Source organism: Actinomyces timonensis (genome assembly GCF_040702965.1).
Classification (GTDB): domain Bacteria; phylum Actinomycetota; class Actinomycetes; order Actinomycetales; family Actinomycetaceae; genus Actinomyces; species Actinomyces timonensis_A.
The window spans coordinates 962,810-984,507 of record NZ_CP159989.1 but is presented as its reverse complement, the minus strand read 5'-3'; the positions used below and the strand labels follow the sequence as shown (position 1 = coordinate 984,507).

At 69.4% G+C, this 21,698-nt stretch carries 18 protein-coding genes and 1 CRISPR repeat array; of the genes, 17 read left to right on the top strand and 1 reads right to left on the bottom strand.

From position 1 onward, the window contains the following. Positions 1–70: 70 nt before the first annotated feature. Positions 71–1,189 carry an NAD(+) diphosphatase gene (gene nudC, locus ABXS69_RS04310; RefSeq protein ID WP_366181324.1) on the bottom strand — a complete coding sequence of 373 codons (1,119 nt, stop codon included), beginning with the start codon at positions 1,187–1,189 and terminating at the stop codon, positions 71–73. A 234-nt stretch (positions 1,190–1,423) separates the two neighbouring features. Between nudC and ABXS69_RS04305 the strand changes: the two genes are divergently transcribed. The 17 genes from ABXS69_RS04305 to mnmA all read left to right on the top strand — a co-directional run bounded on the left by ABXS69_RS04305 (position 1,424) and on the right by mnmA (position 21,477). Continuing rightward, the gene (locus ABXS69_RS04305) at positions 1,424–2,746 is read left to right on the top strand and encodes a cysteine desulfurase family protein (RefSeq protein WP_366181323.1); all 1,323 of its coding nucleotides are present in this window, start codon (positions 1,424–1,426) and stop codon (positions 2,744–2,746) included. A gap of 213 nt (positions 2,747–2,959) precedes the next feature. Beyond that, positions 2,960–5,917 carry a CRISPR-associated helicase Cas3' gene (gene cas3 / locus ABXS69_RS04300; RefSeq protein ID WP_366181322.1) on the top strand — a complete coding sequence of 986 codons (2,958 nt, stop codon included), beginning with the start codon at positions 2,960–2,962 and terminating at the stop codon, positions 5,915–5,917. After that, positions 5,914–7,572, top strand: coding sequence for a type I-E CRISPR-associated protein Cse1/CasA (gene casA / locus ABXS69_RS04295; protein ID WP_366181321.1), 1,659 nt, complete (start codon positions 5,914–5,916; stop codon positions 7,570–7,572). Before cas3 ends, casA begins: the two co-directional genes overlap by 4 nt. After that, positions 7,569–8,270, top strand: coding sequence for a type I-E CRISPR-associated protein Cse2/CasB (casB, locus tag ABXS69_RS04290; RefSeq protein ID WP_366181320.1), 702 nt, complete (start codon positions 7,569–7,571; stop codon positions 8,268–8,270). The genes casA and casB overlap by 4 nt, the downstream gene beginning before the upstream one ends. A gap of 1 nt (position 8,271) precedes the next feature. After that, entirely contained in the window at positions 8,272–9,399 is a 1,128-nt protein-coding gene (gene cas7e, locus ABXS69_RS04285) for a type I-E CRISPR-associated protein Cas7/Cse4/CasC (RefSeq protein WP_366181319.1), read from the top strand. After that, positions 9,399–10,112 (top strand): type I-E CRISPR-associated protein Cas5/CasD, encoded by a 714-nt coding sequence (gene cas5e, locus ABXS69_RS04280; RefSeq protein ID WP_366181318.1) that lies wholly within the window; start codon positions 9,399–9,401, stop codon positions 10,110–10,112. The genes cas7e and cas5e overlap by 1 nt, the downstream gene beginning before the upstream one ends. Next, positions 10,103–10,783: a type I-E CRISPR-associated protein Cas6/Cse3/CasE gene (gene cas6e, locus ABXS69_RS04275; protein ID WP_366181317.1), complete on the top strand. Its 681-nt coding sequence runs from the start codon at positions 10,103–10,105 to the stop codon at positions 10,781–10,783. The genes cas5e and cas6e overlap by 10 nt, the downstream gene beginning before the upstream one ends. A 3-nt stretch (positions 10,784–10,786) precedes the next feature. Next, the gene (gene cas1e / locus ABXS69_RS04270; protein ID WP_366181316.1) at positions 10,787–11,728 is read left to right on the top strand and encodes a type I-E CRISPR-associated endonuclease Cas1e; all 942 of its coding nucleotides are present in this window, start codon (positions 10,787–10,789) and stop codon (positions 11,726–11,728) included. After that, entirely contained in the window at positions 11,722–12,114 is a 393-nt protein-coding gene (gene cas2e, locus ABXS69_RS04265; RefSeq protein WP_366181315.1) for a type I-E CRISPR-associated endoribonuclease Cas2e, read from the top strand. The genes cas1e and cas2e overlap by 7 nt, the downstream gene beginning before the upstream one ends. A gap of 56 nt (positions 12,115–12,170) precedes the next feature. Continuing rightward, a CRISPR array of direct repeats spans positions 12,171–15,329; the repeat unit is 28 nt; unit sequence GTTTCCCCCGCACGCGCGGGGATGATCC. 55 nt (positions 15,330–15,384) lie between these two features. Beyond that, positions 15,385–15,687: a hypothetical protein gene (locus tag ABXS69_RS04260; RefSeq protein ID WP_366181314.1), complete on the top strand. Its 303-nt coding sequence runs from the start codon at positions 15,385–15,387 to the stop codon at positions 15,685–15,687. A gap of 108 nt (positions 15,688–15,795) precedes the next feature. After that, a complete protein-coding gene (locus tag ABXS69_RS04255; RefSeq protein ID WP_366181313.1) occupies positions 15,796–16,086 on the top strand; it encodes a hypothetical protein in 291 nt (96 codons plus the stop codon). Positions 16,087–16,469: 383 nt separating this feature from the next. Next, the gene (locus tag ABXS69_RS04250; protein ID WP_366181312.1) at positions 16,470–16,667 is read left to right on the top strand and encodes a hypothetical protein; all 198 of its coding nucleotides are present in this window, start codon (positions 16,470–16,472) and stop codon (positions 16,665–16,667) included. Further along, positions 16,654–16,944: a hypothetical protein gene (locus ABXS69_RS04245; protein ID WP_366181311.1), complete on the top strand. Its 291-nt coding sequence runs from the start codon at positions 16,654–16,656 to the stop codon at positions 16,942–16,944. Before ABXS69_RS04250 ends, ABXS69_RS04245 begins: the two co-directional genes overlap by 14 nt. Then, positions 16,908–17,447 (top strand): Fic family protein, encoded by a 540-nt coding sequence (locus tag ABXS69_RS04240; protein ID WP_366181310.1) that lies wholly within the window; start codon positions 16,908–16,910, stop codon positions 17,445–17,447. Before ABXS69_RS04245 ends, ABXS69_RS04240 begins: the two co-directional genes overlap by 37 nt. Before the next feature lie 63 nt (positions 17,448–17,510). Next, complete coding sequence (locus ABXS69_RS04235) at positions 17,511–18,035, top strand: recombinase family protein (RefSeq protein WP_366181309.1); 525 nt, start codon at positions 17,511–17,513, stop codon at positions 18,033–18,035. Between the two features lie 563 nt (positions 18,036–18,598). Next, a complete protein-coding gene (locus ABXS69_RS04230) occupies positions 18,599–19,267 on the top strand; it encodes a hypothetical protein (RefSeq protein WP_366181308.1) in 669 nt (222 codons plus the stop codon). A 1,034-nt stretch (positions 19,268–20,301) separates the two neighbouring features. Further along, the gene (gene mnmA / locus ABXS69_RS04225) at positions 20,302–21,477 is read left to right on the top strand and encodes a tRNA 2-thiouridine(34) synthase MnmA (protein ID WP_366181307.1); all 1,176 of its coding nucleotides are present in this window, start codon (positions 20,302–20,304) and stop codon (positions 21,475–21,477) included. Positions 21,478–21,698 lie beyond the last annotated feature (221 nt).

The window sequence follows — 21,698 nt, the reverse complement described above, 5'->3', positions numbered from 1 at the left end:
CGGGCACAGCCTGCCACGGCCCGCTGACGCATTCCGGCGGCGCTTATCGCGATCCGCCCACCGCTCACGGTCACTGGGGCGCGGGCGCCCCGGGCGGGCGGGCGCCGCTCCACGCCGGCGCCTCGGGAAGGCGCCCGCCGTACCAGTCCTCGATGAGCAGGCGGGCGATGGAGGTGGGCCCGGGGAGGATGACCTCCCCGGCGGCCACGGCCTCCGCCAGCTCCGCGCGGGACAGGGTGGCGGCGTCAGTGACCTCCTCTCCGTCGGGGCGCGCGGGGCCCTCGCCGGGGGCGAGGCGGGCGCGGTAGCCGAGCATGAGGGAGCGGGGGAAGGGCCAGGGCTGGGTGGCGACGTGCTCGACCGCCTCGACCCGCAGCCCGATCTCCTCGGCGACCTCCCGGGCGACGGCGGCCTCGGCGGACTCCCCCGCCTCGACGAATCCGGCGACGGTGGAGTAGCGCCGGGGCGGCCAGGCGGCGCAGTGGACGAGGATGATGCGGTCGCGCTCGTCAGTGACCGCCATGATGACAGCGGGGTCGGTGCGGGGGAAGGAGATGGCCCCGCAGCCGCTGGGTCGCGGGCAGCGGCGGGCCCAGCCGGCCTCGCAGGGCTCGGTGCGGGCCCCGCAGGCGGCGCAGTGGGGGGCGGAGGCGTGCCAGGCGGCCAGGGCGACGGCGGCGGTGGCGAGCCCGGCGTCGTGGGCGTCGAGGGCGGCGCCGACGGCGCGCAGCGCGGACAGCGGGTTGGCCGCGAGGATCCGCTCGAGGTCGGCGTGGGGCCGCCTGGCGACCTCGGCGTCCTGGGGCTCTGCGGCCGTGGTGGCGGGAGCGCCGTCGGGAATGATCGCGGCGATCCAGCTGGCTCCCTCGGCCTCCTCCCCCGGCCCGCTCGCTCCCCCCTCACCCACCGCGCCGGCGCGCGGGGAGCGGCCGAGGTAGATGAGGAGCAGCCCGCTCAGGTCCGCGTCGGTGGCGCGCAGATGGGCCAGGCGCAGGTTCTCCGGCGCGGACTCGAAGGGCGTGAGTCCGTCCAGGGGCAGATCGGGGCGGATGGCGGGGGCCGCGAGCGCCACGCGCCCCCGGGCGTCGGCCAGGACCAGCCGGGTGGAGGGGTCGGAGGCGAGGCGCTCCAGGAGCCCGGGCTCGCCGCGGCGCGCGGCGTCCCGGTCGATCCGGCCGCGTGACAGCATCGGTGGTGCGAGAGAGTCGGATCGGGCGCGGAGCGCGCGCCGCGCCGCGGGCGGTTCCCGGTCGGTCTCATGAGGCGCGGCGGGACGCGGGGCGCTGGATCGCGGGGCGCTGGATGAGGAGGGCATGGGCCCACCATGCGCCTTTCCCCGCTCGTCTGCCCAATGGTTCCCACCAGGCGGGGAGGCGCCGTCACGGGGCGCGGGCCCCACCGGGCGATCCTCTAGGGTTCCCCCATGCGGACCTACCTCGATCATGCGGCGACGGCGCCGGCGCGCCCTGAGGTTGCCGAGCAGGTGGCGCGGGACATGGCTGAGATGGCCGGCGAGGCAGGCGGCCGGGTGGACGGGGCGCTGGCGAATCCGGCGGCGCCGCATGGCTCGGGCCGTCAGGCGGCGGGGCTCCTGGCCGAGGCGCGGGGCCGGATCGCGGCGGTCCTGGGGGTGGACGCGCACGAGGTGATCCTGACCTCTGGTGGGACGGAGTCCGATGGGCTGGTGGTGGCGGGGCGGGCTCTGGCGGTCCCGGGCGGGGTGCTGGCGGTCTCGGCGGTGGAGCATCCGGCGGTGCTGGATTCGGCGAGGACGGCGAGGGAGCGCTTGGGGGCGCGCCTGCGGGTCCTGGGGGTCGACGGCGCGGGGCTGGTGCGGCCGGAGACCGCGGCCGCGGTGGTGCGGGAGGCGCGGGAGGCGCCGGCGGACGGTGGCGCGCCGGACGGGGGCGCGGCCCGCCTCGAGGACGGGGGCGCGCCGGGCCCCGTGGCGCTGGTGAGCGTCATGGCGGCAAATAACGAGACGGGGGCCGTTCAGGATGTGGCGGGGATCGTCGCGGCGGTGCGGGAGGCGAGCGGCGAGCGGCGGCCGGGACGGCCGGGGTACGTGCCGGTGCACTGCGACGCGGTGGCGGCCGTGGGAAGGGTTCCGCTGGATGCTCATGGCTGGGGCCTGGACGCGGTGAGCGTCTCCGGGCACAAGCTGGGCGCGCCGGTGGGCGTGGGGGCGCTGGTGGCGCGGCGCGATCTGGAGCTGGTGGCGCCGATGGGCGGGGGCCGCCAGGAGCGGGGCCTGCGATCGGGCACGCAGGACGTGGTGGGCGCCCGCGCGCTGGCGCTGGCTCTTGAGCTGGCGGTGGCGGAGCGGGAGTCGGAGGCGGAGCGCCTGGAAGGGCTGCGGGCCCGTCTGCTGGCGGGGGCGCTGGCGATCCCGGGCGCGCACGCGACCCTGCCGGAGGGAGCGCCGCATCTGCCGGGGACGGCTCATCTGTGGTTCGAGGGGGTGAGCGCGGAGGCGCTTCTCATGGCCCTGGATATGGCGGGGATCGACGCCTCGGCGGGGTCTGCCTGCCATGCGGGGGTGAGCGGCCCGAGCCATGTGCTGATAGCGATGGGCCTGGGTGAGGAGGCGGCGCGGGGGACGCTGCGCTGCACGATGGGCACGGGCACGTCTCCCGACGACGTCGAGCGCCTCCTGGCGGCCCTGCCCCAGGCGGTGGGGACGGCGCGGCGGGCGCATCGGCCCCACTCGTCTTCTACGCGACGCGCCTCCTCGCCTCTTCCCTGACTCCCTTCTCCCCAGGCAGGGCACTGCGTGCTCCGGGAGTGAATGCCGCAGAAGGCAGGGCGTGCTCATCCGTGAGCGGTGACCGGGACGGCACCACAAGACACTCCCCGGCGGACGCAACGGATCGGTCACGGGGGAGATTCCGGACGTGAGCGCGGCCATTCTGTCAGTACGTCGTTCTAGTCTGTTCCCGTCTCCAAGGAAGGAGCCCCCATGTCCCTGTCCCAGCAGGCAGCGAAGGTCTGGGCGAAGTCCGGCTACGACCCGGAGCGACGCCGCTGGCTGCCGTTGTGGCTGCACCTGCTCGACGCCGCAGCCGTCGCCGAGCACCTTACCCGCACCTGGCTGGCGCCAACGGTCAGTGACCTCATCGAGCGCGAGCTCGCGGGCAGCGAGTCGGGCCTGTCCCCCACGGACGAGTTCTGCCTCCTCGCGTCCTGGGTCGCGGGCGTTCACGACGTCGGCAAGTGCACGCCCGCCTTCTCCGTGCAGGTGCGCGAGCTCGACGACCAGATGACGGCAGCCGGCCTCGCTCACGCGACGATCGACCCTCTCGAGCGTCGCAAGGTTCCCCACGCGCTGGCGGGCCAGCACATCCTTGAGGGCTGGCTCACCGGCGCGCTCGGACGGACGGGCGCGGGCGCCCAGGCGCTGTCCTCGGTCGTGGGAGCCCATCACGGCATCCCGGCGAGCACAGCCATGCTCAACGACCTGGCCGACCGGGGGCCGCTCCTGGGCGATGAGCGGTGGACCGCCGTGCAGCACGAGCTGCTCGACCTCGTCACGTCGCGTATGGGCGCCGCCCCGTACCTGGGGCACTGGTCCTCACGCCGTTGGTCGCAGCCCTTCCTCGTCGAGCTGTCCGGGCTGGTCATCGTCGCCGACTGGATCGCCTCCTGCGAGGACTACTTCCCCCTGGTCCACCTCGACGACGACGCCCTGGCCTGGTTTGAGCCTGAGGCTCACGCACAGCGAGCCGCCCAGGGTATCGCCCGCCTGGAGATTCCCGAGCCCTGGCGTCCGCACGACGACGGGCGCTCCCCCGACCATCTCCTGACGTCGCGGTTCTCTCTTCCGCAAGGATCCCAGGCCACGGACGTGCAGGCGAAGGCGGTCGAGGCCGCCCGCACCATGTCTCTGCCCGGCATGCTCGTCATCCAGGAGTCCACCGGAGGAGGCAAGACGGAGGCCGCGCAGCTGGCCGCCGAGGTACTGGCCGCGAGAACGGGACGGTCCGGGGTCCTGTTCGCCCTGCCCACCCAGGCGACGACGGACGCGATGTTCGCCCGGGAACTGGACTGGCTGGAGCACATTGAGGAGTCCTACGCTGCCGATGGTGCGCCGTCCGCCTTCGCGGTGTCGCTCCAGCACGGTCGGGCCCGTCTCAACCGTGAGGCAGGCCGATTGCGCCGCAGGGGCTGGGAGATCCACGACCGTCTTCTCAGCGGCCTCGGTGGGGACAATCCTGATGCTCCCGGGCCCCGCCCGTCCGACATCGGTCGCGACGAGCACGGGGCGACGACTCCGACGGCCCAGGAGCGCCAGCGTGCGGACCTGGCGATCCTGTCATGGTTCAGCGGGCGGAAGAAGTCGATGCTCTCCGACTTCGTCGTGACGACCGTGGACCACCTGCTCTTCGGCGCCATGCGCGCTCCGCACCTGGCGCTGCGGCACCTGGGGCTGTCGCGCAAGGTCGTCATCGTTGACGAGGTGCACTCCTACTCGACGTACATGAACGTCTACCTGGACCGGGCACTGACCTGGCTCGCCTCCTACGGCGTGCCGGTCATCCTTCTGTCAGCGACGCTGTCTCAGGCGCGCAGCGCCCAGATGGCTGACGCCTACCGGCGCGGCCTGGACCTGGCGTCGGGCCGGAAGCCACCGAAGACGCCCTCGCCCGAGCCCGTGAGCACGCCCTTCCCTTGCCTGGTGAGCGTGGACGCCACGGGAACCCGGGTGGAGGCGGTCTCCTCCTCGGGGCGTTCCAGCGAGGTCCGCGTGCGACGACTGGGCAAGGAACCAGGCCTGGTGCCGCTGCTGGGCGAGGCGCTGGCCGACGGCGGCTGCGCGCTCGTCGTGCGCAACACCGTGCGCCGGGCTCAGGAGACCTATGAGGAGCTACGCGAGGTCTTCTGCGAGGAGGTCAGCCTCACCCACGCCCGTTTCACCATCGCCGACCGCCAGGCCAAGGACGCTGACCTGCTGCGTCGCTTCGGACCGCCCCGGTCGGGGCCGCAGCGTCCGCACCGGGCGATCGTGGTGGCCACCCAGGTAGTCGAGCAGTCACTGGACGTCGACTTCGACCTGCTCGTCACCGACCTGGCCCCCATCGACCTCATCCTCCAGCGCATGGGACGTCTCCACCGCCACGACCGGCCACGGCCCCCACGCTTAACCGTGCCAACGTGCTACGTCGACTGGCTGCCCTCCCTGAACAGCCCCGACCCGAGCATCGAGCCGGGCGCGAAGGCGATCTACGGCGAGCAGGACATGCTCCTGAGCGCTGCGGCCCTCGGTCGGGTCCTGGAAGGTGGGGGCATGGTGCGCACGCCACAGGACGTCCACCAGCTCATCGAGGCCGTGTACGGGGCTGGCGCACAGGTACCTCCGGCCTGGGGCGACGCGGTGCGACGGGCACGCGCGACCGCCGAGCAGGAGGCCTCAGCCAAGCACGGTGCTGCCGAGGGTTTCCTTCTGTCTGAACCTCACCGCGCGGGCGGGCGCAAGAACCTCGTCGACTGGCTCCACACTACGGCCAGCGACAGCGAGGAGACAGCGCGCGCCCAGGTACGCGACGGCGAGGACTCCCTGGAGGTCATTCTCATCACCAGCCGGTGGGTCGGGGGCCAGGAGGAGCTGAGGACCCTGCCCTGTGCACCCGGCGAGCAGGGCAGCATCCTGCCGCTGAACCAGACTCCCAACCGCGACCTGGTGCGCACGATGCTCATGTCCTCAGTCCGCCTCCCTGCCGGGCTGACGAAGGGCCGCCGGATGGACCAGGCCATCGACGAGCTCGAAGCGATCGGAATTCGTGTCGCACGTGCTTGGCAGGATGACCGCGACCTGAGGGGGCAGCTGATCCTGCCCCTGACGGACGGCCGCGCGCAGCTGCTCGGCACGCCCCTGGAGTACGACTCGTCCACTGGACTCAAGGAGGTCCGCGAACCATGACACCCACCTTCAACCTGCTGGACGAGCCCTGGATCAGGGTCAGTCGCCTGGACGGCTCCCCTGACGAGGTCTCGCTGCTGACCGTGTTCCGTCAGGCGGAGGACATTGCCGCGATCCACGGGGAGATCGCCACCCAGGACGTGGCGATCCTGCGTCTGCTCCTGGCGATCTGCCACCGCACCATGGGCGGCCCTGAGGACCTGGACACCTGGGAGGAGTACTGGGACGAGCCAGCGAAATTGAGTCGGGATGCCGTCGCCTACCTGGAGCGCTACCGGGACCGCTTCGACCTGCGCCACCCGGACAAGCCGTTCTTCCAGGTGGCGGGGATCCACGCTGCGTCCGGCAAGATCTCTGCGCTCGCATCCCTGATCGCGGACGTCCCCAACGGAGAACCCTTCTTCACGACCCGGATGGCCTCGGGACTTGAGCAGATGACCTGGGCGGAGGCGGCACGGTGGCTCATCCACGTTCATGCTTTCGATCCCTCCGGGATCCGATCCGGGGCGGTCGGGGACCCTGCGGTAAAAAAAGGGAAGGGATTTCCGATCGGCCCGGGATGGGCGGGGCAGGTCGGAACGGTCTTCATCTCCGGCGACACCTTGGCGCATACCCTGCTGCTCAACACGGTGGCGACCGAGGAGGTACCTGACCTTGAGGGGGTCGACCCCGAGCGGGACATCGCCCCCTGGGAGCGGGGTCCGGACGGCCCGGCGGGCTCAAGCAGTATGAGCCCCACAGGGCCGGTGAACTGCTACACCTGGCAGACCCGTCGCGTCCTGCTGCACGGGGACGATGACTCCGTCTGCGGGCTGTTCCTGGGCAATGGGGACAAGGCCACTCCCCAGAACCGGTACTCGGTTGAGCCGATGACCGCTTGGCGCTATTCCGAGCCTCAGACCAAGAAGCTCGGCGGGACGGTCTTCATGCCGCGCAAGCTGCCTACCGACCGCGCATTGTGGCGGGGGCTATCGACCGTGGTCGCCCAGCTGAGTCCCTCAGTGAGCGTCAAGGGAGCCGGTGAGATCACCCGCTACAGGGCACCAGCCGTCGTCGTTTTCTACCAGCGGCTGATGCGCGACGGGGTGGTGCCGCGAACCGGTCTCGTCCCCTTGCACGCGGTCGGCATGGAGTACGGAGCACAGGAAGCCGTTGTCTCCGAGCTTGTCAGCGACACCCTGTCACTGCCGGCAGGCCTGCTAGATCCTGAGAATGCGCGCATGGCCGCCATCGTCCATGACGTCATGGAGCAGACCGAGCAGGTAGTCGCTCACGTGCGCAACCTTGCTGCGAACCTGGACCGCGCCAGCGGAGGCAGTCCCGATACCGCGTCAGCGGCCCGAGATCGCGCCAGCGCTGCCTTCTACCGGATCATTGACGCGGAGTTCCCCCGCTGGCTGGCCTCACTCGACGGCGCTGTCCCGGAGACCGCCCGCGACCAGTGGCGCGAGCTGTTGTGGCGCGAGGCCTGGAGGCAGCAGGAGATCCTCACGGCTTCGGCCCCGAGCACCGCCTTCGCCGGCCGCGGTGAGGGATCCAGCCGCATGGACGTCAGCCGCGCCCTGTTCTTCTTCAACCGAGCGCTCAGCGCATCTCTACCTCGCCCCGATCATCAGGACTCCCCCGTCAACGACGGAGAAAGGACACCGGCATGAGCGACTCGCAGACCACCACTGCCTCGGACACGGCGGGGGCGGCGCCTCCGTCCAGCAGACCTCCCCGGCGGCTCGGTGTCGCGGGGAGAACCATCGACACGCGCATAGGAGGTCCACGTGGGCTTCAGAGCCGGCACCTTCAATACAACGAGTCTGCCGCACGCGGCCAGCTCGCTGCCCTGCGCAAGGCCGCGAGCCAGGCCCCGGGCGAGAACCCCGAGGTCTGGGGCCTGACCGAGGTGAAGGTCCCCGAGCACGCCGGTGACGCCCCTACGTGGGAGGAGATCGCCGTCCACACGGCAATGACGCTGTACGCGGTCCACCAGCAGTCGCGGACCGAGCCCATGTTCGTGCCCGGCCGTGGACTGGGCGGTGCCGCGCGCGCCCTGATCGGGGTTGGGGAGGAGGAGAACCCCTCCACCAGAGCACGTTTCAACGCCCTGGTCACCTCCACGAGTATCACCGAGCTGCAGCACCATCTCAGGGGTTTCATCTCCCAGCTGCGAGCGAAGAGCATCCCGCTCGACCACGCCATGCTCGCCGACGACCTCGTCACCTTCCAGCGACCGGACGGCGCCAAGACCGTCCGCCTGCGCTGGTCACGCCAATTCGCGTCCCTGCGCACATCTGAGGATCCCAGCAAGTCCTCAACCCCTTCCACTTCCTCGTCCCCCACATCATCTACCCCGGAGAACTGACATGAGCACCTTCGTCGACATCCACGTCATCCAGTCCGTCCCGCCGAGCTGCGTCAACCGCGACGACTCCGGCTCACCCAAGTCCGCCGTCTACGGAGGGGTCAGGCGCCTGCGGGTCTCCAGCCAGTCCTGGAAGCGGGCCACCCGGCTGCACTTCATCGATCATCTCGACGCCTCCGACCTGGGTACGCGAACCAAGCGGGTCGTCAAGGTCCTCGCCGATGCCATCACGGCCCAGGCCCCTGACCTGGAGGACCGGGCCACTACTCTGGCCGAGGGTGTCTTCAAGGCAGCCAAGATCAAGCTCGCGTCGCCTCGTGGCAAGCAGGACGCCCCTCAGGAGTCCGGTTACCTCCTGTTCCTCTCTCGCAGCCAGGTCGACCGGCTTGCCGGCCTCGCTATCACCGCTGAGCGAGACGGTGCCGGCGTAGATGCCAAGGAGGTCAAGAGGATCTTCAAGGAGGAGCATGCTGTCGACGTCTCGCTCTTCGGCCGTATGGTCGCCGACGACGCCGATCTCAACGTCGACGCCGCCTGCCAGGTGGCCCACGCCATCTCGACTCACGCCGCGGAGAACGAGTACGACTTCTTCACCGCCGTCGACGACGAGAAGAACCGCTCCGAGGAGGAGGACGCGGGTGCCGGCATGATGGGCACCGTCGAGTTCGCCTCGGCGACCATGTACCGCTACGCGACGGTCAACATCGACCTGCTGAAGACGAACCTCGGGGACGGCCAGGCGACGCTGCGCGCGCTGGAGGCCTTCATCTCCGGTTTCTGCCTGTCCATGCCCACCGGTAAGCAGAACACCTTCGCCAACCGCACTCTGCCGGAGACGGTCGTGGTCACCGTGCGCGAGGACCAGCCGGTCTCACTGGTGGGGGCCTTCGAGACAGCGGTTCCCACGGACGCGGCCAATGGGTACCTCACTCGTTCCGTCCAGGCACTGGCCCAGTACGCGACCAGCATTGAGGACGCCTACGGGACGAGACCGACCGCATCCTTCGTCGTCTCCCTGATCAACTCCGACGCCGTGGCCTCACTGGGTGAGCGGCTCACCTTCACTGACCTGCCGGCGCGGGTCAGCCAGGTGCTGGCCTCGCGCGTCCTCGACGAGGAGCTGGCCTGATGACCGTCCTCCTCCTGCGACTCGCAGGACCCATGCAGGCATGGGGGGTGACCTCACGATTCACGGTCCGAGATACTGAGCCTGCTCCGACGAAGAGCGGTGTCATCGGAATGCTGGCCGCCGCTGTCGGGCGACGCCGCACCGACCCCGTCGAGGACCTGCTGTCACTGAGCTTCGGTGTGCGCAAGGACCAGCCCGGCAGCGTCATCCGGGACTTCCACACCGCCCGCACCTTGGACGGCAAGACCTCTATGCCGCTGTCGAACCGCTACTACATCGCCGACGCCGTCTTCCTGGCCGGCATCGAGGGGGACCGCTCGCTTCTGGAGGGCCTCGACGAGGCGCTCCGCCGCCCCGCCTTCCCCCTGTACCTGGGGCGCAGGTCGTGCCCACCGACGCAGCCGGTGTCGTTGGGACTGCGAGAGGCCCCGCTGCTCACAGCGCTTCAGAACGAGCCCTGGCAGGCATCCGGGTGGTTTCAGCGTCGCCAGCGCCACGCATTCAGGGCGGAGATCCTCATTGACCATGACGCTGTTACAGTCTCGGAGCGTCGCTTGTCCTACGGAAGCCGTGACGTTCCGCTCTCCTTCGACCCGCGGCGCCGCGACTACGGGTTCAGGGAGGTCGAGCGCCAATGGGTGCAGCTCGGCCACGCACGCCCTGATTCTCACGACCCCATGTCCGAGCTGGAGGGAGTACAGACATGTTCTTGACGAAGATCGAGCTGGATCCTGGCCGGAGGCTGGCACGCAAGTACCTGGGATCACCGCAGGTCATGCACGCAGTCGTCCTCAAGGCCACCGGGGGTGACGACCGCGAGGATGGCGGTCGGGTGCTGTGGCGTGTGGACCGGACGACCACGACGTCGCTCTACCTGCTCTCCCACTCGGAACCGGACTGCAGGACACTGGTTGACGAAGCCGGTGTGGCTGGGACGGTAGCCAGGACACTGGACTACTCCCCGTTCCTTCAACGCATTGAGGAAGGACAGACCTGGGGGTTCCGTCTGGCCGCCAATCCCTCACGGGCGCTGCCACAGGGGCCTGGTGTCCGTGGCAAGCGTGCCGGCCATGTCACCGTAGCGCAGCAACGTCAGTGGCTGCTCGACCGTGCAGCAAGGTTCGGTTTCTCGCTCGTGCCAGTCTCCCAGGACCGGGATGATGACGCTTCCCTCGTCGTCGTGCACCGAGAACGACCGGTCTTCGGTCGGCAGAACCCCGATAGCGGCACTCGTGACCGCGTCACGATCAACCGGACGGTCTTCGAAGGAGTCCTCCGGGTGACCGACCCGGATGCTCTACGCCACTCGCTGACCTCCGGAATTGGACGTTCCAAGGCGTACGGTTGCGGGCTCATGACGCTCGCGCGGAGCAGGCAGGGCTGAGCAGTGGCCCGGCTGCCCCCGGTTCCGGTAACTGCGTTGCCACGAGTGCAGGACCGGATGTCCTTCCTCTACCTGGAGCACTGCGTCGTCCACCGGGAGGATGGTGCCCTGACCGCACGTGACGATCAGGGCACTATCCGGGTTCCGGCTGCGTCACTGGTTGCCGTGTTCCTCGGTCCGGGCACCTCGGTGAGCCACCAAGCGATGAGCCTGCTCGGTGAGTGCGGGACAACGGCGGTATGGGTCGGGGAACGGGGCGTGCGCTACTACGCTCACGGCCGGTCCCTGGCGACCTCCACACGGCTACTCGTTGAGCAGGCGGCACGGGTCTCATCTCCTCAGAAGAGGCTCAAGGTCGCGCGCAAGATGTACTGCATGCGCTTTGACGGCGAGAACGTCGAGGGGCTCACGATGCAGCAGCTCCGGGGGCGGGAGGGAGCCCGGGTGCGCGAGGTCTACCGGGAGAACTCTCGACGAACGGGAGTGCCGTGGACACGGCGCGACTACCGTCCCGACGACTTCGAAGCCTCGGACCCGATCAACCAGGCGCTGTCGGCTGCCCATGCGGCGCTGTACGGCGTGGTGCACGGGGTGATCGTCGCCTTGGGCTGCTCACCGGGCTTGGGCTTCGTCCATACAGGCCATGAGCGTTCCTTCGTGTACGACATGGCCGACCTGTACAAGGCGGAGACGACCATCCCGATTGCCTTCGACGTCGTCGCCGAGGGCATGACGGACGTGACGGCGACGACGCGTCGTCGGGTTCGCGACAAGGTCTTCGAGCTTCGGATCATCGAGAGGACGGTGAGGGACATCTACCAGCTCCTCGAAGTTGGACAGGCGGATGACTTGAGCGTCAATGTGGTCTCTCTGTGGGACTACCAGAGGGGGGTCATCAACGGTGGAGCGAATTACGCCGAGGTAGAGGAGGCGGGCGGGTGGTAGTACTCGTGCTGTCGGCCTCTCCGGCATCCTTGCGTGGTGCGCTCACACGGTGGCTCATGGAGGTATCCCCAGGGGTGTTCGTCGGTCACCTGTCTGCCCGGGTACGCGAACAGCTGTGGGAGCTTGTACGCGCATACATCGGGGACGGGCGCGCCCTGCTCATCTGGTCCACCCGTTCGGAGCAGCACTTCTCGGTCGCTTCGCTCGGCCATGATCGGGAACCCGTGGACATCGAGGGCTGCCTGGTGATGCGGACGCCGTACCGCCAGATCGAGGGTTCCACGGCGGTGCCCGGCGCAGTCAAGGGCCCTCGGGAGTCCTGGTCGATCGCGGCGCGCCGACGGCGCTACCGCAACTCCGCCGAGCGCGCGCTAGGTTCGCAGTGAAGGCAGACGGCATCCTGTAGACTACGGCACCGTTGGGATCTCAACGATCGCTAAGTGTTTCCCCCGCACGCGCGGGGATGATCCTCGTCCCGTGTCAGCCAGGTACACCAAGATGGGGTTTCCCCCGCACGCGCGGGGATGATCCCGGGGGGCCTGAAAACGTCTCTCGCCGGCGAGCGTTTCCCCCGCACGCGCGGGGATGATCCTCACAGCGCATAGGACCTGGTGCCTCCCATCGCGTTTCCCCCGCACGCGCGGGGATGATCCATGATGATAGGAACTCATTCTTAGAAAGGGGGAGTTTCCCCCGCACGCGCGGGGATGATCCTACTGGGCATCGTGCAAGCGTTGCTGCTGCTCGGTTTCCCCCGCACGCGCGGGGATGATCCTGGTGCACCGCTCTCCCCACCCAGGAGGGTATGGTTTCCCCCGCACGCGCGGGGATGATCCCTGTCCAAGCCGTGTCGAGCCCGGACAGAGTCTGTTTCCCCCGCACGCGCGGGGATGATCCGGATTTTTCATGACACCGTGTTTCCCCTGGTCAGTTTCCCCCGCACGCGCGGGGATGATCCGGGCTCGCCCCCCGGAGTAGCCGTCGTCCCAGCGTTTCCCCCGCACGCGCGGGGATGATCCGACCTCCAGGAGCCTGGTCCCCCTGCGACAGTCGTTTCCCCCGCACGCGCGGGGATGATCCCCCTGACCGCCCTCTCCTGCGCGGAGAGGGCGGGTTTCCCCCGCACGCGCGGGGATGATCCGCGTGCCGGGGGGCCAGGGGCCGCGTCAGACGGGTTTCCCCCGCACGCGCGGGGATGATCCCCTCTACCTCCTGGTGCTCGGGCGAACCACGCAGTTTCCCCCGCACGCGCGGGGATGATCCGACTTCTCTGAAGAGCCTTGCAAGGACCTTTCAGTTTCCCCCGCACGCGCGGGGATGATCCCCCTGACCGCCCTCTCCTGCGCTGAGAGGGCGGGTTTCCCCCGCACGCGCGGGGATGATCCGATTAAGTTCAGATATTCAAGCTTAGGGCTCTGGTTTCCCCCGCACGCGCGGGGATGATCCCCCCCCGGGGCTTTCTATCCCTCACCCCTCGCGCGTTTCCCCCGCACGCGCGGGGATGATCCCCGGGGCGCGCCTGGTGCGGATCCCTCCGCGCCGTTTCCCCCGCACGCGCGGGGATGATCCCGCCGCAGCCCTCGCCGCCGGGGTCACCCCCTCGTTTCCCCCGCACGCGCGGGGATGATCCCAGATCGCCGAGATCATCACGTCCATCCGAGGCGTTTCCCCCGCACGCGCGGGGATGATCCGCTCCACGAATTCCGTGGATCTGAGGCGTGGTTGTTTCCCCCGCACGCGCGGGGATGATCCGCCCGTCGGGGCTGATGCCCATGCCGACCGTGTGTTTCCCCCGCACGCGCGGGGATGATCCGGCCACGCGCGTGGCGGCGGCAGCGGATGAGGGGTTTCCCCCGCACGCGCGGGGATGATCCCGAACCACGTGGCGGTTCCCGCTTCGGCGCGGAGTTTCCCCCGCACGCGCGGGGATGATCCTTTTCGCGGCTTCCGCGAGGGTGAGCCCCGCGGGTTTCCCCCGCACGCGCGGGGATGATCCGGAACCTCCCCCTAGGGGGCCGCTGGTTCTTCACGTTTCCCCCGCACGCGCGGGGATGATCCGTATCTGCCGGGCCTGGCGGACTCGTTTAGCAAGTTTCCCCCGCACGCGCGGGGATGATCCCGACGCGCTGATGCCCTCACCCAGGCCCTCGAAGTTTCCCCCGCACGCGCGGGGATGATCCCGACCCCGTGTCGGTCTCCTCAGCGTGCCGCTCGTTTCCCCCGCACGCGCGGGGATGATCCCGGCATGGGGTTCGAGTTCACGACCAGCGCCGAGTTTCCCCCGCACGGTTTCCCCCGCACGCGCGGGGATGATCCGGCGTTTAGGCCGGTGCTGGCCAGAGTGGGCTCGTTTCCCCCGCACGCGCGGGGATGATCCCCGGTGGGCGAGTACGCGCCGGGGCCCTGGCTCGTTTCCCCCGCACGCGCGGGGATGATCCCATAGATGAATTTCCATCTGTCTCGTCCCTGAGTTTCCCCCGCACGCGCGGGGATGATCCCCACCACAAACACTTCCTCAAAAGCAGGGACCAGTTTCCCCCGCACGCGCGGGGATGATCCTGTGGGCTGGCTGCCACCTCCGTTTTGAGGGTACATTTCCCCCGCACGCGCGAGGATGATCCTTGATCGGTATCAGCGCTCGCAACGAAAAGTCGAGTTTCCCCCGCACGCGCGGGGATGATCCCGGAATCGGGGGTTAGATGTCGTCGTCGAGCTCGTTTCCCCCGCACGCGCGGGGATGATCCCTGACCGCCCCCCACCATGAGAGGACATGACATGTTTCCCCCGCACGCGCGGGGATGATCCCAGGAGCCCCTCCAGGGCGGCGACGGTCGCGCGGTTTCCCCCGCACGCGCGGGGATGATCCTACGTACCACCCAAACACGCGACCACCAGGGGCGTTTCCCCCGCACGCGCGGGGATGATCCCTGGACCGCGTCCGACCACGGCTGGTCACGCAGGTTTCCCCCGCACGCGCGGGGATGATCCGACGGTTCCGTAGGTGAGGCGGAACACCTTGTGGTTTCCCCCGCACGCGCGGGGATGATCCGGGGTTGTACGTGATGCCTTTGTCAGTCTTTTGGGTTTCCCCCGCACGCGCGGGGATGATCCGGTCACGCTCACGCCCCGGGCGGTGAGCTCGTCGTTTCCCCCGCACGCGCGGGAATGATCCCCATACCACACCGCTACACCAAACAGAACCCCACGTTTCCCCCGCACGCGCGGGGATGATCCGATACGGCCAAAATCGGCGTTTGTCTCACGCCAGTTTCCCCCGCACGTGCGGGGATGATCCGTTCGCTCCTCCGGCCACGGTCTCCATGACCGAGTTTCCCCCGCACGCGCGGGGATGATCCGGTCTTGGCGCTGCGAGGGCCGGGCGCGCCGGGGTTTCCCCCGCACGCGCGGGGATGATCCCAGGCTGGGCATTCCGCGTAATCGAAGATTCGGGTTTCCCCCGCATATGCGGGGACGATCCCCCCATGGGCTCGCGCAGCGAGTAGATGGAGGCGTGCACCCCGCATATGCGGGGATGATCCCGTCGCCGACCTGCTGGCGCATCAACGCCAAAACGTTTCCCCCGCACGCGCGGGGATGATCCCGATGAGGGCGACGAGCTTTGGCTGCGGATCATCTCGCACGCGGACCAGATCGTCGTGTCCACGACGACGCGGCCCGACCACGCTGAGGCCGGTAGGCTGCTGTTGGAGGGCCTGGTGCGGCGCGACGAGCGCGGAACTGCGCTGGCGGCCAACGCCGTGGTCGTGGTCTCACAGGGGGACAAGGAGGAGGCTAGCGCGCAGTCCCTGGTCGAGGGCTTCCGCGCTTCGGCGCGCGAGGTAATCACCGTCCCCTACGACAAGGCGATGCGTGAGCAGTCGCTGCGCTCGGACAAGCTCGCCCCGGCCACGCGCGCCGCGTGGCTGCACGCCGCCGCCGCGGTGGCACGCGGCCTCTGAAGACGAAGTCAGGGCGCAGCACCCTGGAAAAGGAGAGCAGAGATGACGACGACGTATGACTGCACACGCCCCTGGCGCGAGCAGATCGACGCGGGCTAGGTGGAGGCCATGCTGCACGAGCAGGCGCCCGAGGCGCTGGAGCGGCTCGGGCTGGAGCGCCTGCTGACCGTCAAGCGCATGATCGACGAGTACGTGGCCGGCAACATCGCCCGCTCCGAGTTGGTGACAATGGCCAGCCACTACGACATGGGCCTGGTCCAGGAGCGCGCCCCCGAAGGCGAGGACCCCTCCCTGCCCCCCGAGGAGGGCGACCAGGGGTGGGATCTGTACACCGCGGGATTACAGGGGCGGATCTCGGGTGAGGACTACGATGCCGTCCTCGGCGCGATGTCCGACTGACGCCCTTCTCGCTGGCCCGTGTGCGCACAGCAGGCCGATATGATCGGCTCATGCCATCGCCGCTTCTGCCCGAAGATGGGCCTTGCGCCGTTGCGGCCGACCACGACACGCTCCTGAGAGAACTGGGCGACGTCCTGTCGGCCAACGCGCCGACAGCGACGGCCAACGTGCACCCCGCGTACGCGGGGTGCACGCGAGGCTTCGCACGGGTGCCCACGCTGTACCTTGGCCCGATAACGATCGGTTTCTGGGCAGCTGCCCGGCGATCATCACGAGAGTGCGACACGCCAGGCCGAAACTCTGTACCGAATCCCATACAGCCCTTAGACCGTTTTCGGGAAATCGACTAGAATGGACTTAGCGCCGAGCGAGAGGAGCGCCCCGTGGCCACCAAGACGGCAACCACCGCGACGACCGCGGCCGAGCGCGAGTTGCGCGTGGCCGAGGCGATCCACAGCGGCGAGATGGAGGGTCTGCCGGTGACGACTGTCGGCCGCCAGGACGCCGCCGAGTACGTCGCTGGCCGCATCGACTCTGATGAGCTGGTGGCCCGCGCGCGCACACGCTATGGCCTCGACTGAGTTCGTCGACCCGTATCTCGATCCCGAGACGGGGCTGCTGAGGAACAAGGTCGGCGCACAGACGAAGGTCGCCCTCGATGAAGCCGAGGGCGACCTTTCGTTTGCCCGTTTGGTGCAGCTCATGGATCACCCGGTAAAGCCGACCGGCGACCTCGACGAGTTGCGCGCGATCCACCGCCATCTGTTCCAGGACGTCTACGACTGGGCGGGGGAAGCCGCACGGTCGATATTCGCAAGAACGTGGAGGGAGCCCAGTTCTTCCTTCCGGTGTCGATGATCAGCCGCGCCGCCGGCTACGCCGAGCGCGAGCTGCGCGCCGACCACGAGCTGCGCGGCATGAGCCGCGAGCAGTTCATCGACCGCCTGGCATACCACTACGACCAGCTCAACTACGTGCACCCGTTCCGCGCGGGCAACGGTCGGACGCAACGAGTGTTCTGGAACCGCGTCGCCCGCGACGCCGGCTGGCAGCTCGACTGGCGCGAGATACACGGCGCGACCAACGATCACGCGAGCCGAGCGGCATCCGAGCAGCGGGACTTCAGGCCGCTGCGCGAGATGTTCGATCAGATCGTCAGCAAGGCGACCCCGCAGGGCGAACGAGACGCCGCCTGGCGCGCCGCAGAGCACGCCCGGCTGTCGTTCCCCACGAGCGCCAGCGAGGCCGTGCGCCGGCCCCAGAGTGGCCCGCTTGGCGCGCCGCAGGCACGCACCACCATGCACATGCCAGGGCAGAGCCACCGAGCGCCTGGCAACGACGGACCAGGAGTGAGTCGATGACCCGTGTCGGTTACGCGCGGGGGAGTACGCGAGAGCAGAATCCCGAGGCTCAGGAGGCCTGAGTTGCGCGCCGCAGGAGCGGTGCGGGTGTTCATCGATCGTGGCGAGTCGAGCCGTGTCAAGGACCGGCCGCAGTGGATCGCGTGCCTGGACTATCTGCGCTCGGGTGACACGCTCTTGGTGCGCCGGCTGGATCGCATCACCGACAGCGAGAAGATGGCTATTGAGACGGTCAACCACCTGGCCGAGCGCGGCGTGAACATCCGCAGTCTGACCGAGCCGGACATCGACACGACCACGCCTATGGGGCGGCCGCTGTTCGGCATCGTGGCCGTGTTCGCTCAGCTGCGTGTGGACACGATCAGGCAGAACACGATGCGGGGTCTGGAGCATGCTCGTGCACAGGGGCGCGTCGGTGGCCGTCCCAATGTGATGAGCCCAATCCGGGTCGCTGCTGCGGCGCAGATGCGCGGCGAGGGGAAGAGCCTCGCGCACATCGCGCCGGTGCTCGGCGTCGGCAAGTCGACGGTGGCTCGCGCGCTGGCCAAGCTCGACGAGGAGACCCCGGAGCGGGGTAGCTCCATGTGAGACCGCCCGCTTGTCGGGCAGCGCGTAGTGAAAGCGTGGTGTGCTGGGAGTGCGGTGGGTCTAGCTCATGCACGGGCCGCAGACGCGAGACTCGACCATTCGGGGTGAAGGTGGACCTGCGGATTGTGCGCGAGCGGTCGCGCAGCGGACGGTGAGGTAGGGGGCCAGCTGAGGGAGTGTGAGCAGGCCTTGCCGCCGGCCCAGTCGGGCGACTAAGGAGCCTGGATGGCGGCACCGGGCTGTCCACGCCCCCGGTCCGGTTCCCACTGCCCACCTGTGGGCGGGTCCGGCCTTGGCGACAGCCAGAACCGGCGCACCCCGCGTACGCGGGGATGCCCCCCCACTCGCTCCGCCCTGGCCCCTACCGGACGGGCGCCGGCGCGCGAGCCGGTGCCCCGCCGGGGGATTGAAATCCCGTTTCATGTCGGTGCCCTGAGCCAGGATGGAACTGTATCCGTGGCGTCCTCCGACGAGGAGATGACCCCAGATGCCCACCGGCGCCCACCACAATGAGGGCACTTTCGCCCACCTGAGCCTGGACACCCTGATCGAGGAGGAGACCGATGACAGCACTGACAGAACCCGAGATGACGCCCGATCCCGAGCTCGATCTCGGCAAGGCGGTGCCGGAGACGATGAGCGATCAGGAATCGATCGATTTCTGGGCCGACTGGGTGGCGGCCAACCCCGCCAGGGATCCCTTTTTGACCTCCTTGATTCCCAGATGGGACCAGCTGATCGGCTACGACCCGGCGATGATGGGGCCCAGGGAGATGACCGATCCTATCTACTGGGCGGAGATGGCGCCCGAGATCCCCGACGACCAGCGGATGATCGAGCAGTGCCGGGCCGAGTTGGCCGAGGCGATGAGCCAGGCGCTCAACCACGCCGCATTCAAGGAACTGGTGGGCCTGACGATCCACGACGGGGCCGCCGTCGAGATGAGCGGCGCCCAGCTCGACGCCCTGATCGACCAGGTCACCGAGCCCCTGGCGAGGGTGGCGCTTACCGAGGGGATGCCGGTCAACCGGGCCACCCAGGTGACATGGCTGATGGCCTGGTGGATCCAGGACCCCGCACCGACGGTCGTGCCGACCCCGCCCTTCGCCAAAGCCACCCTGTGGGCCTACCCGGCCCCGCCGTGGGAGCCCGCCCAGGCGCCCAGGCCCGAATGGATGCGCCAGATGCTGGCCGCCTGGGCACGGCATCGAGCAGCGACCGCCCGGCCCTGATCCGCCCACGCGCCCCGCGTATGCGGGACCTCCACCTCACTGGTCATGGTGGCCGCGTACAGTCCATGTATGCCGGGATGCTCCAGCAACGCGTGGAAACACTCGCGGTCATGAGGATCGAGGCACAGGCTGCTGCGCGTGGGATCAACCAGCACGCACCACGAAGGCTCGCGTTAATCGCCAGCACCGCTTGTGTATTCGCGTGCGGGGGTCTCACTGTTGATCAGCGGTTGCGGCTGTACGCGCAGACAGTCTCCCATGACTCCGCGTCCAGGGCGCCGCACGATGCACTGCGCCTGTGCCCTCTCTTGAACTTCCTCTCGCTTCCACCAGTCACGACGCCCGGGATTCACCACCTCTCCGCTCGCCTGAACTACCTCTCATAACCCCAAAAGCGCGCCCGACTCACCATCATTCACCTGACGGCGTTCTTCTTGGATTCAGCGTCAGCTATCATGACGTGCCCGCTACCAGACAACCTCAACAACAGCAGGATCCTATTACTTGGATCATGGTTGCGCCCACGTGGTCATTGAGATTTTCCACTGGAGTGAGAGCGCGTCCGACCCGACCGTTGGTGCGGTTACCCACATGAGGCACTGGACGACGTCAGTCGGCACGCCCCTCCCAGAAGCGGCGCTCATAGGCGACTACGGATCTCTTTCCCTCCACGAACCTCGCGGGCGCCACAGAGGCGTGAGGCCCGGCCGCGGGCTCCAACGGCGTGTCGGAGGTCAAAACGCTCGCGCCGCCAGGGCGGCAGGCGGCGAGCAGGTGATCCAGGCTGATTGACGGCATGCGAAACTCCTCGTTGAGAACGGTCCGACAGCCGGGATCATAGCCGGTGCCACCGCCACGTTCGTTCGCCGTCCACCACGCCGAGCATCACGGCCCCATCGCAGTGCCACTGGGGTGGAGCACCGGGCCTCGCAGAACCGAGTCGCCCCGCGGCGCGGTAGGAACAGGCAGGCGTAAACTCCCCCGATCAGTCGCAGAGCCCACCACCCGCCCAGCCAACCACCCCGAGGAGCCCCATGCGCGTCCTGGCCGCCCTGTCCGGCGGCGTCGACTCCGCCGTCGCCGCCGCGCGCGCCATCGATGCCGGGCACGACGTCGTCGCCATCCACATGGCGCTGTCCCGCGACCGGGAGGCCACCCGCTCCGGCTCGCGCGGCTGCTGCTCCATCGAGGACGCCTCCGACGCCCGCTGGGCCGCCGACATCCTCGGCATCCCCTTCTACACCTGGGACCTGTCCGACGAGTTCGAGGAGCGCGTCGTCGCCGACTTCCTCGCCGAGTACCGCGCCGGCCGCACCCCCAACCCCTGCGTGCGCTGCAACGAGCGCATCAAGTTCGACGCCCTGCTCGAGCGCGCCCTCGCCCTCGGCTTCGACGCCGTCGCCACCGGGCACTACGCGCGCCTGACCGGCGGCGCCAGCGACGGCCGCCCAGGCGACACCGCCGGCCTGACTCTCTCACGCGCCGTCGACGCCGCCAAGGACCAGTCCTACGTCCTGGCCGTCTCCGGCCGCGAGGGCCTGTCCCGCGCTCTCTTCCCCCTGGGCGACGTCCCCAGCAAGGCCGCCGTGCGCGCCGAGGCCGCGCGGCGGGGCCTGCCCGTGGCCGAGAAGCCCGACTCCTACGACATCTGCTTCGTCGCCGACGGCGATACCCGCGGCTTCCTCACCCGCGCCCTGGGCTCCTCCCCCGGCCCGATGGTGGCGCCCGACGGCGAGGTGCTGGGCGAGCACTCCGGCTACTTCGGCTTCACAGTCGGCCAGCGCAAGGGCCTGGGGCTCACCCACCCCGCCCCCGATGGCCGGCCCCGCTACGTCCTGGAGACCCGCCCCGCCACCAATGAGGTCGTCGTCGGCCCGGCCGAGCTCCTCCAGCGCAGGAGCCTCGACGCCGACGGCCTCATCCTCCTGGCCGACCCGGAGCCGCTGGGACCGAGAGAGGACGCGGGCACTGATTCAGGCGCGAGCACTGATTCAGGCGCCACCCCCGGGCCGCTCGGATGGGCCGACGCCCACGTGCAGGTGCGCGCCCACGGGCGCCCCATTCGGGCACGCGTCACCGTGGACGCCGACGCCGCGGCCCTCCACGTCGAGCTCGGCGAGCCTTTGCGCGGGGTTGCCGGCGGGCAGTCCGTCGTCGTCTACGGCGGGCCCGACGGCCAGCGCGTCCTCGCCCAAGGCACCGTCGCCTGAAGCGCCGGAGGCCCCGCTCCAACGCATCGGTGGCTCAGCATCCTGCGGCCCCGCCCCGGGGATACCGTCTCGCCCCGACCTTGCGCCCTCGCGCTCCAAATACCGTCTCACCCCGGCGTTGCGGCCTCATCCTCGCAGTTTGAGGGCGCAAATGCGGGACGAGACGGTATCCCGGGGCCGAGACGGTATCCCGGGGCCGAGACGGTATCCCGGCGCCGAGG

Bases quoted from the DNA above. Each gene is read 5' to 3' on its own strand.
- ABXS69_RS04305 (WP_366181323.1), top strand. From the start codon at position 1,424: ATGCGGACCTACCTCGATCATGCGGCGACGGCGCCGGCGCGCCCTGAG.
- ABXS69_RS04230 (WP_366181308.1), top strand. From the start codon at position 18,599: ATGACAGCACTGACAGAACCCGAGATGACGCCCGATCCCGAGCTCGAT.
- cas7e (WP_366181319.1), top strand. From the start codon at position 8,272: ATGAGCACCTTCGTCGACATCCACGTCATCCAGTCCGTCCCGCCGAGC.
- cas5e (WP_366181318.1), top strand. From the start codon at position 9,399: ATGACCGTCCTCCTCCTGCGACTCGCAGGACCCATGCAGGCATGGGGG.
- mnmA (WP_366181307.1), top strand. From the start codon at position 20,302: ATGCGCGTCCTGGCCGCCCTGTCCGGCGGCGTCGACTCCGCCGTCGCC.
- casA (WP_366181321.1), top strand. From the start codon at position 5,914: ATGACACCCACCTTCAACCTGCTGGACGAGCCCTGGATCAGGGTCAGT.
- casB (WP_366181320.1), top strand. From the start codon at position 7,569: ATGAGCGACTCGCAGACCACCACTGCCTCGGACACGGCGGGGGCGGCG.
- nudC (WP_366181324.1), bottom strand. From the start codon at position 1,189: ATGCTGTCACGCGGCCGGATCGACCGGGACGCCGCGCGCCGCGGCGAG.
- ABXS69_RS04255 (WP_366181313.1), top strand. From the start codon at position 15,796: ATGCTGCACGAGCAGGCGCCCGAGGCGCTGGAGCGGCTCGGGCTGGAG.
- ABXS69_RS04245 (WP_366181311.1), top strand. From the start codon at position 16,654: ATGGCCTCGACTGAGTTCGTCGACCCGTATCTCGATCCCGAGACGGGG.
- cas3 (WP_366181322.1), top strand. From the start codon at position 2,960: ATGTCCCTGTCCCAGCAGGCAGCGAAGGTCTGGGCGAAGTCCGGCTAC.
- cas6e (WP_366181317.1), top strand. From the start codon at position 10,103: ATGTTCTTGACGAAGATCGAGCTGGATCCTGGCCGGAGGCTGGCACGC.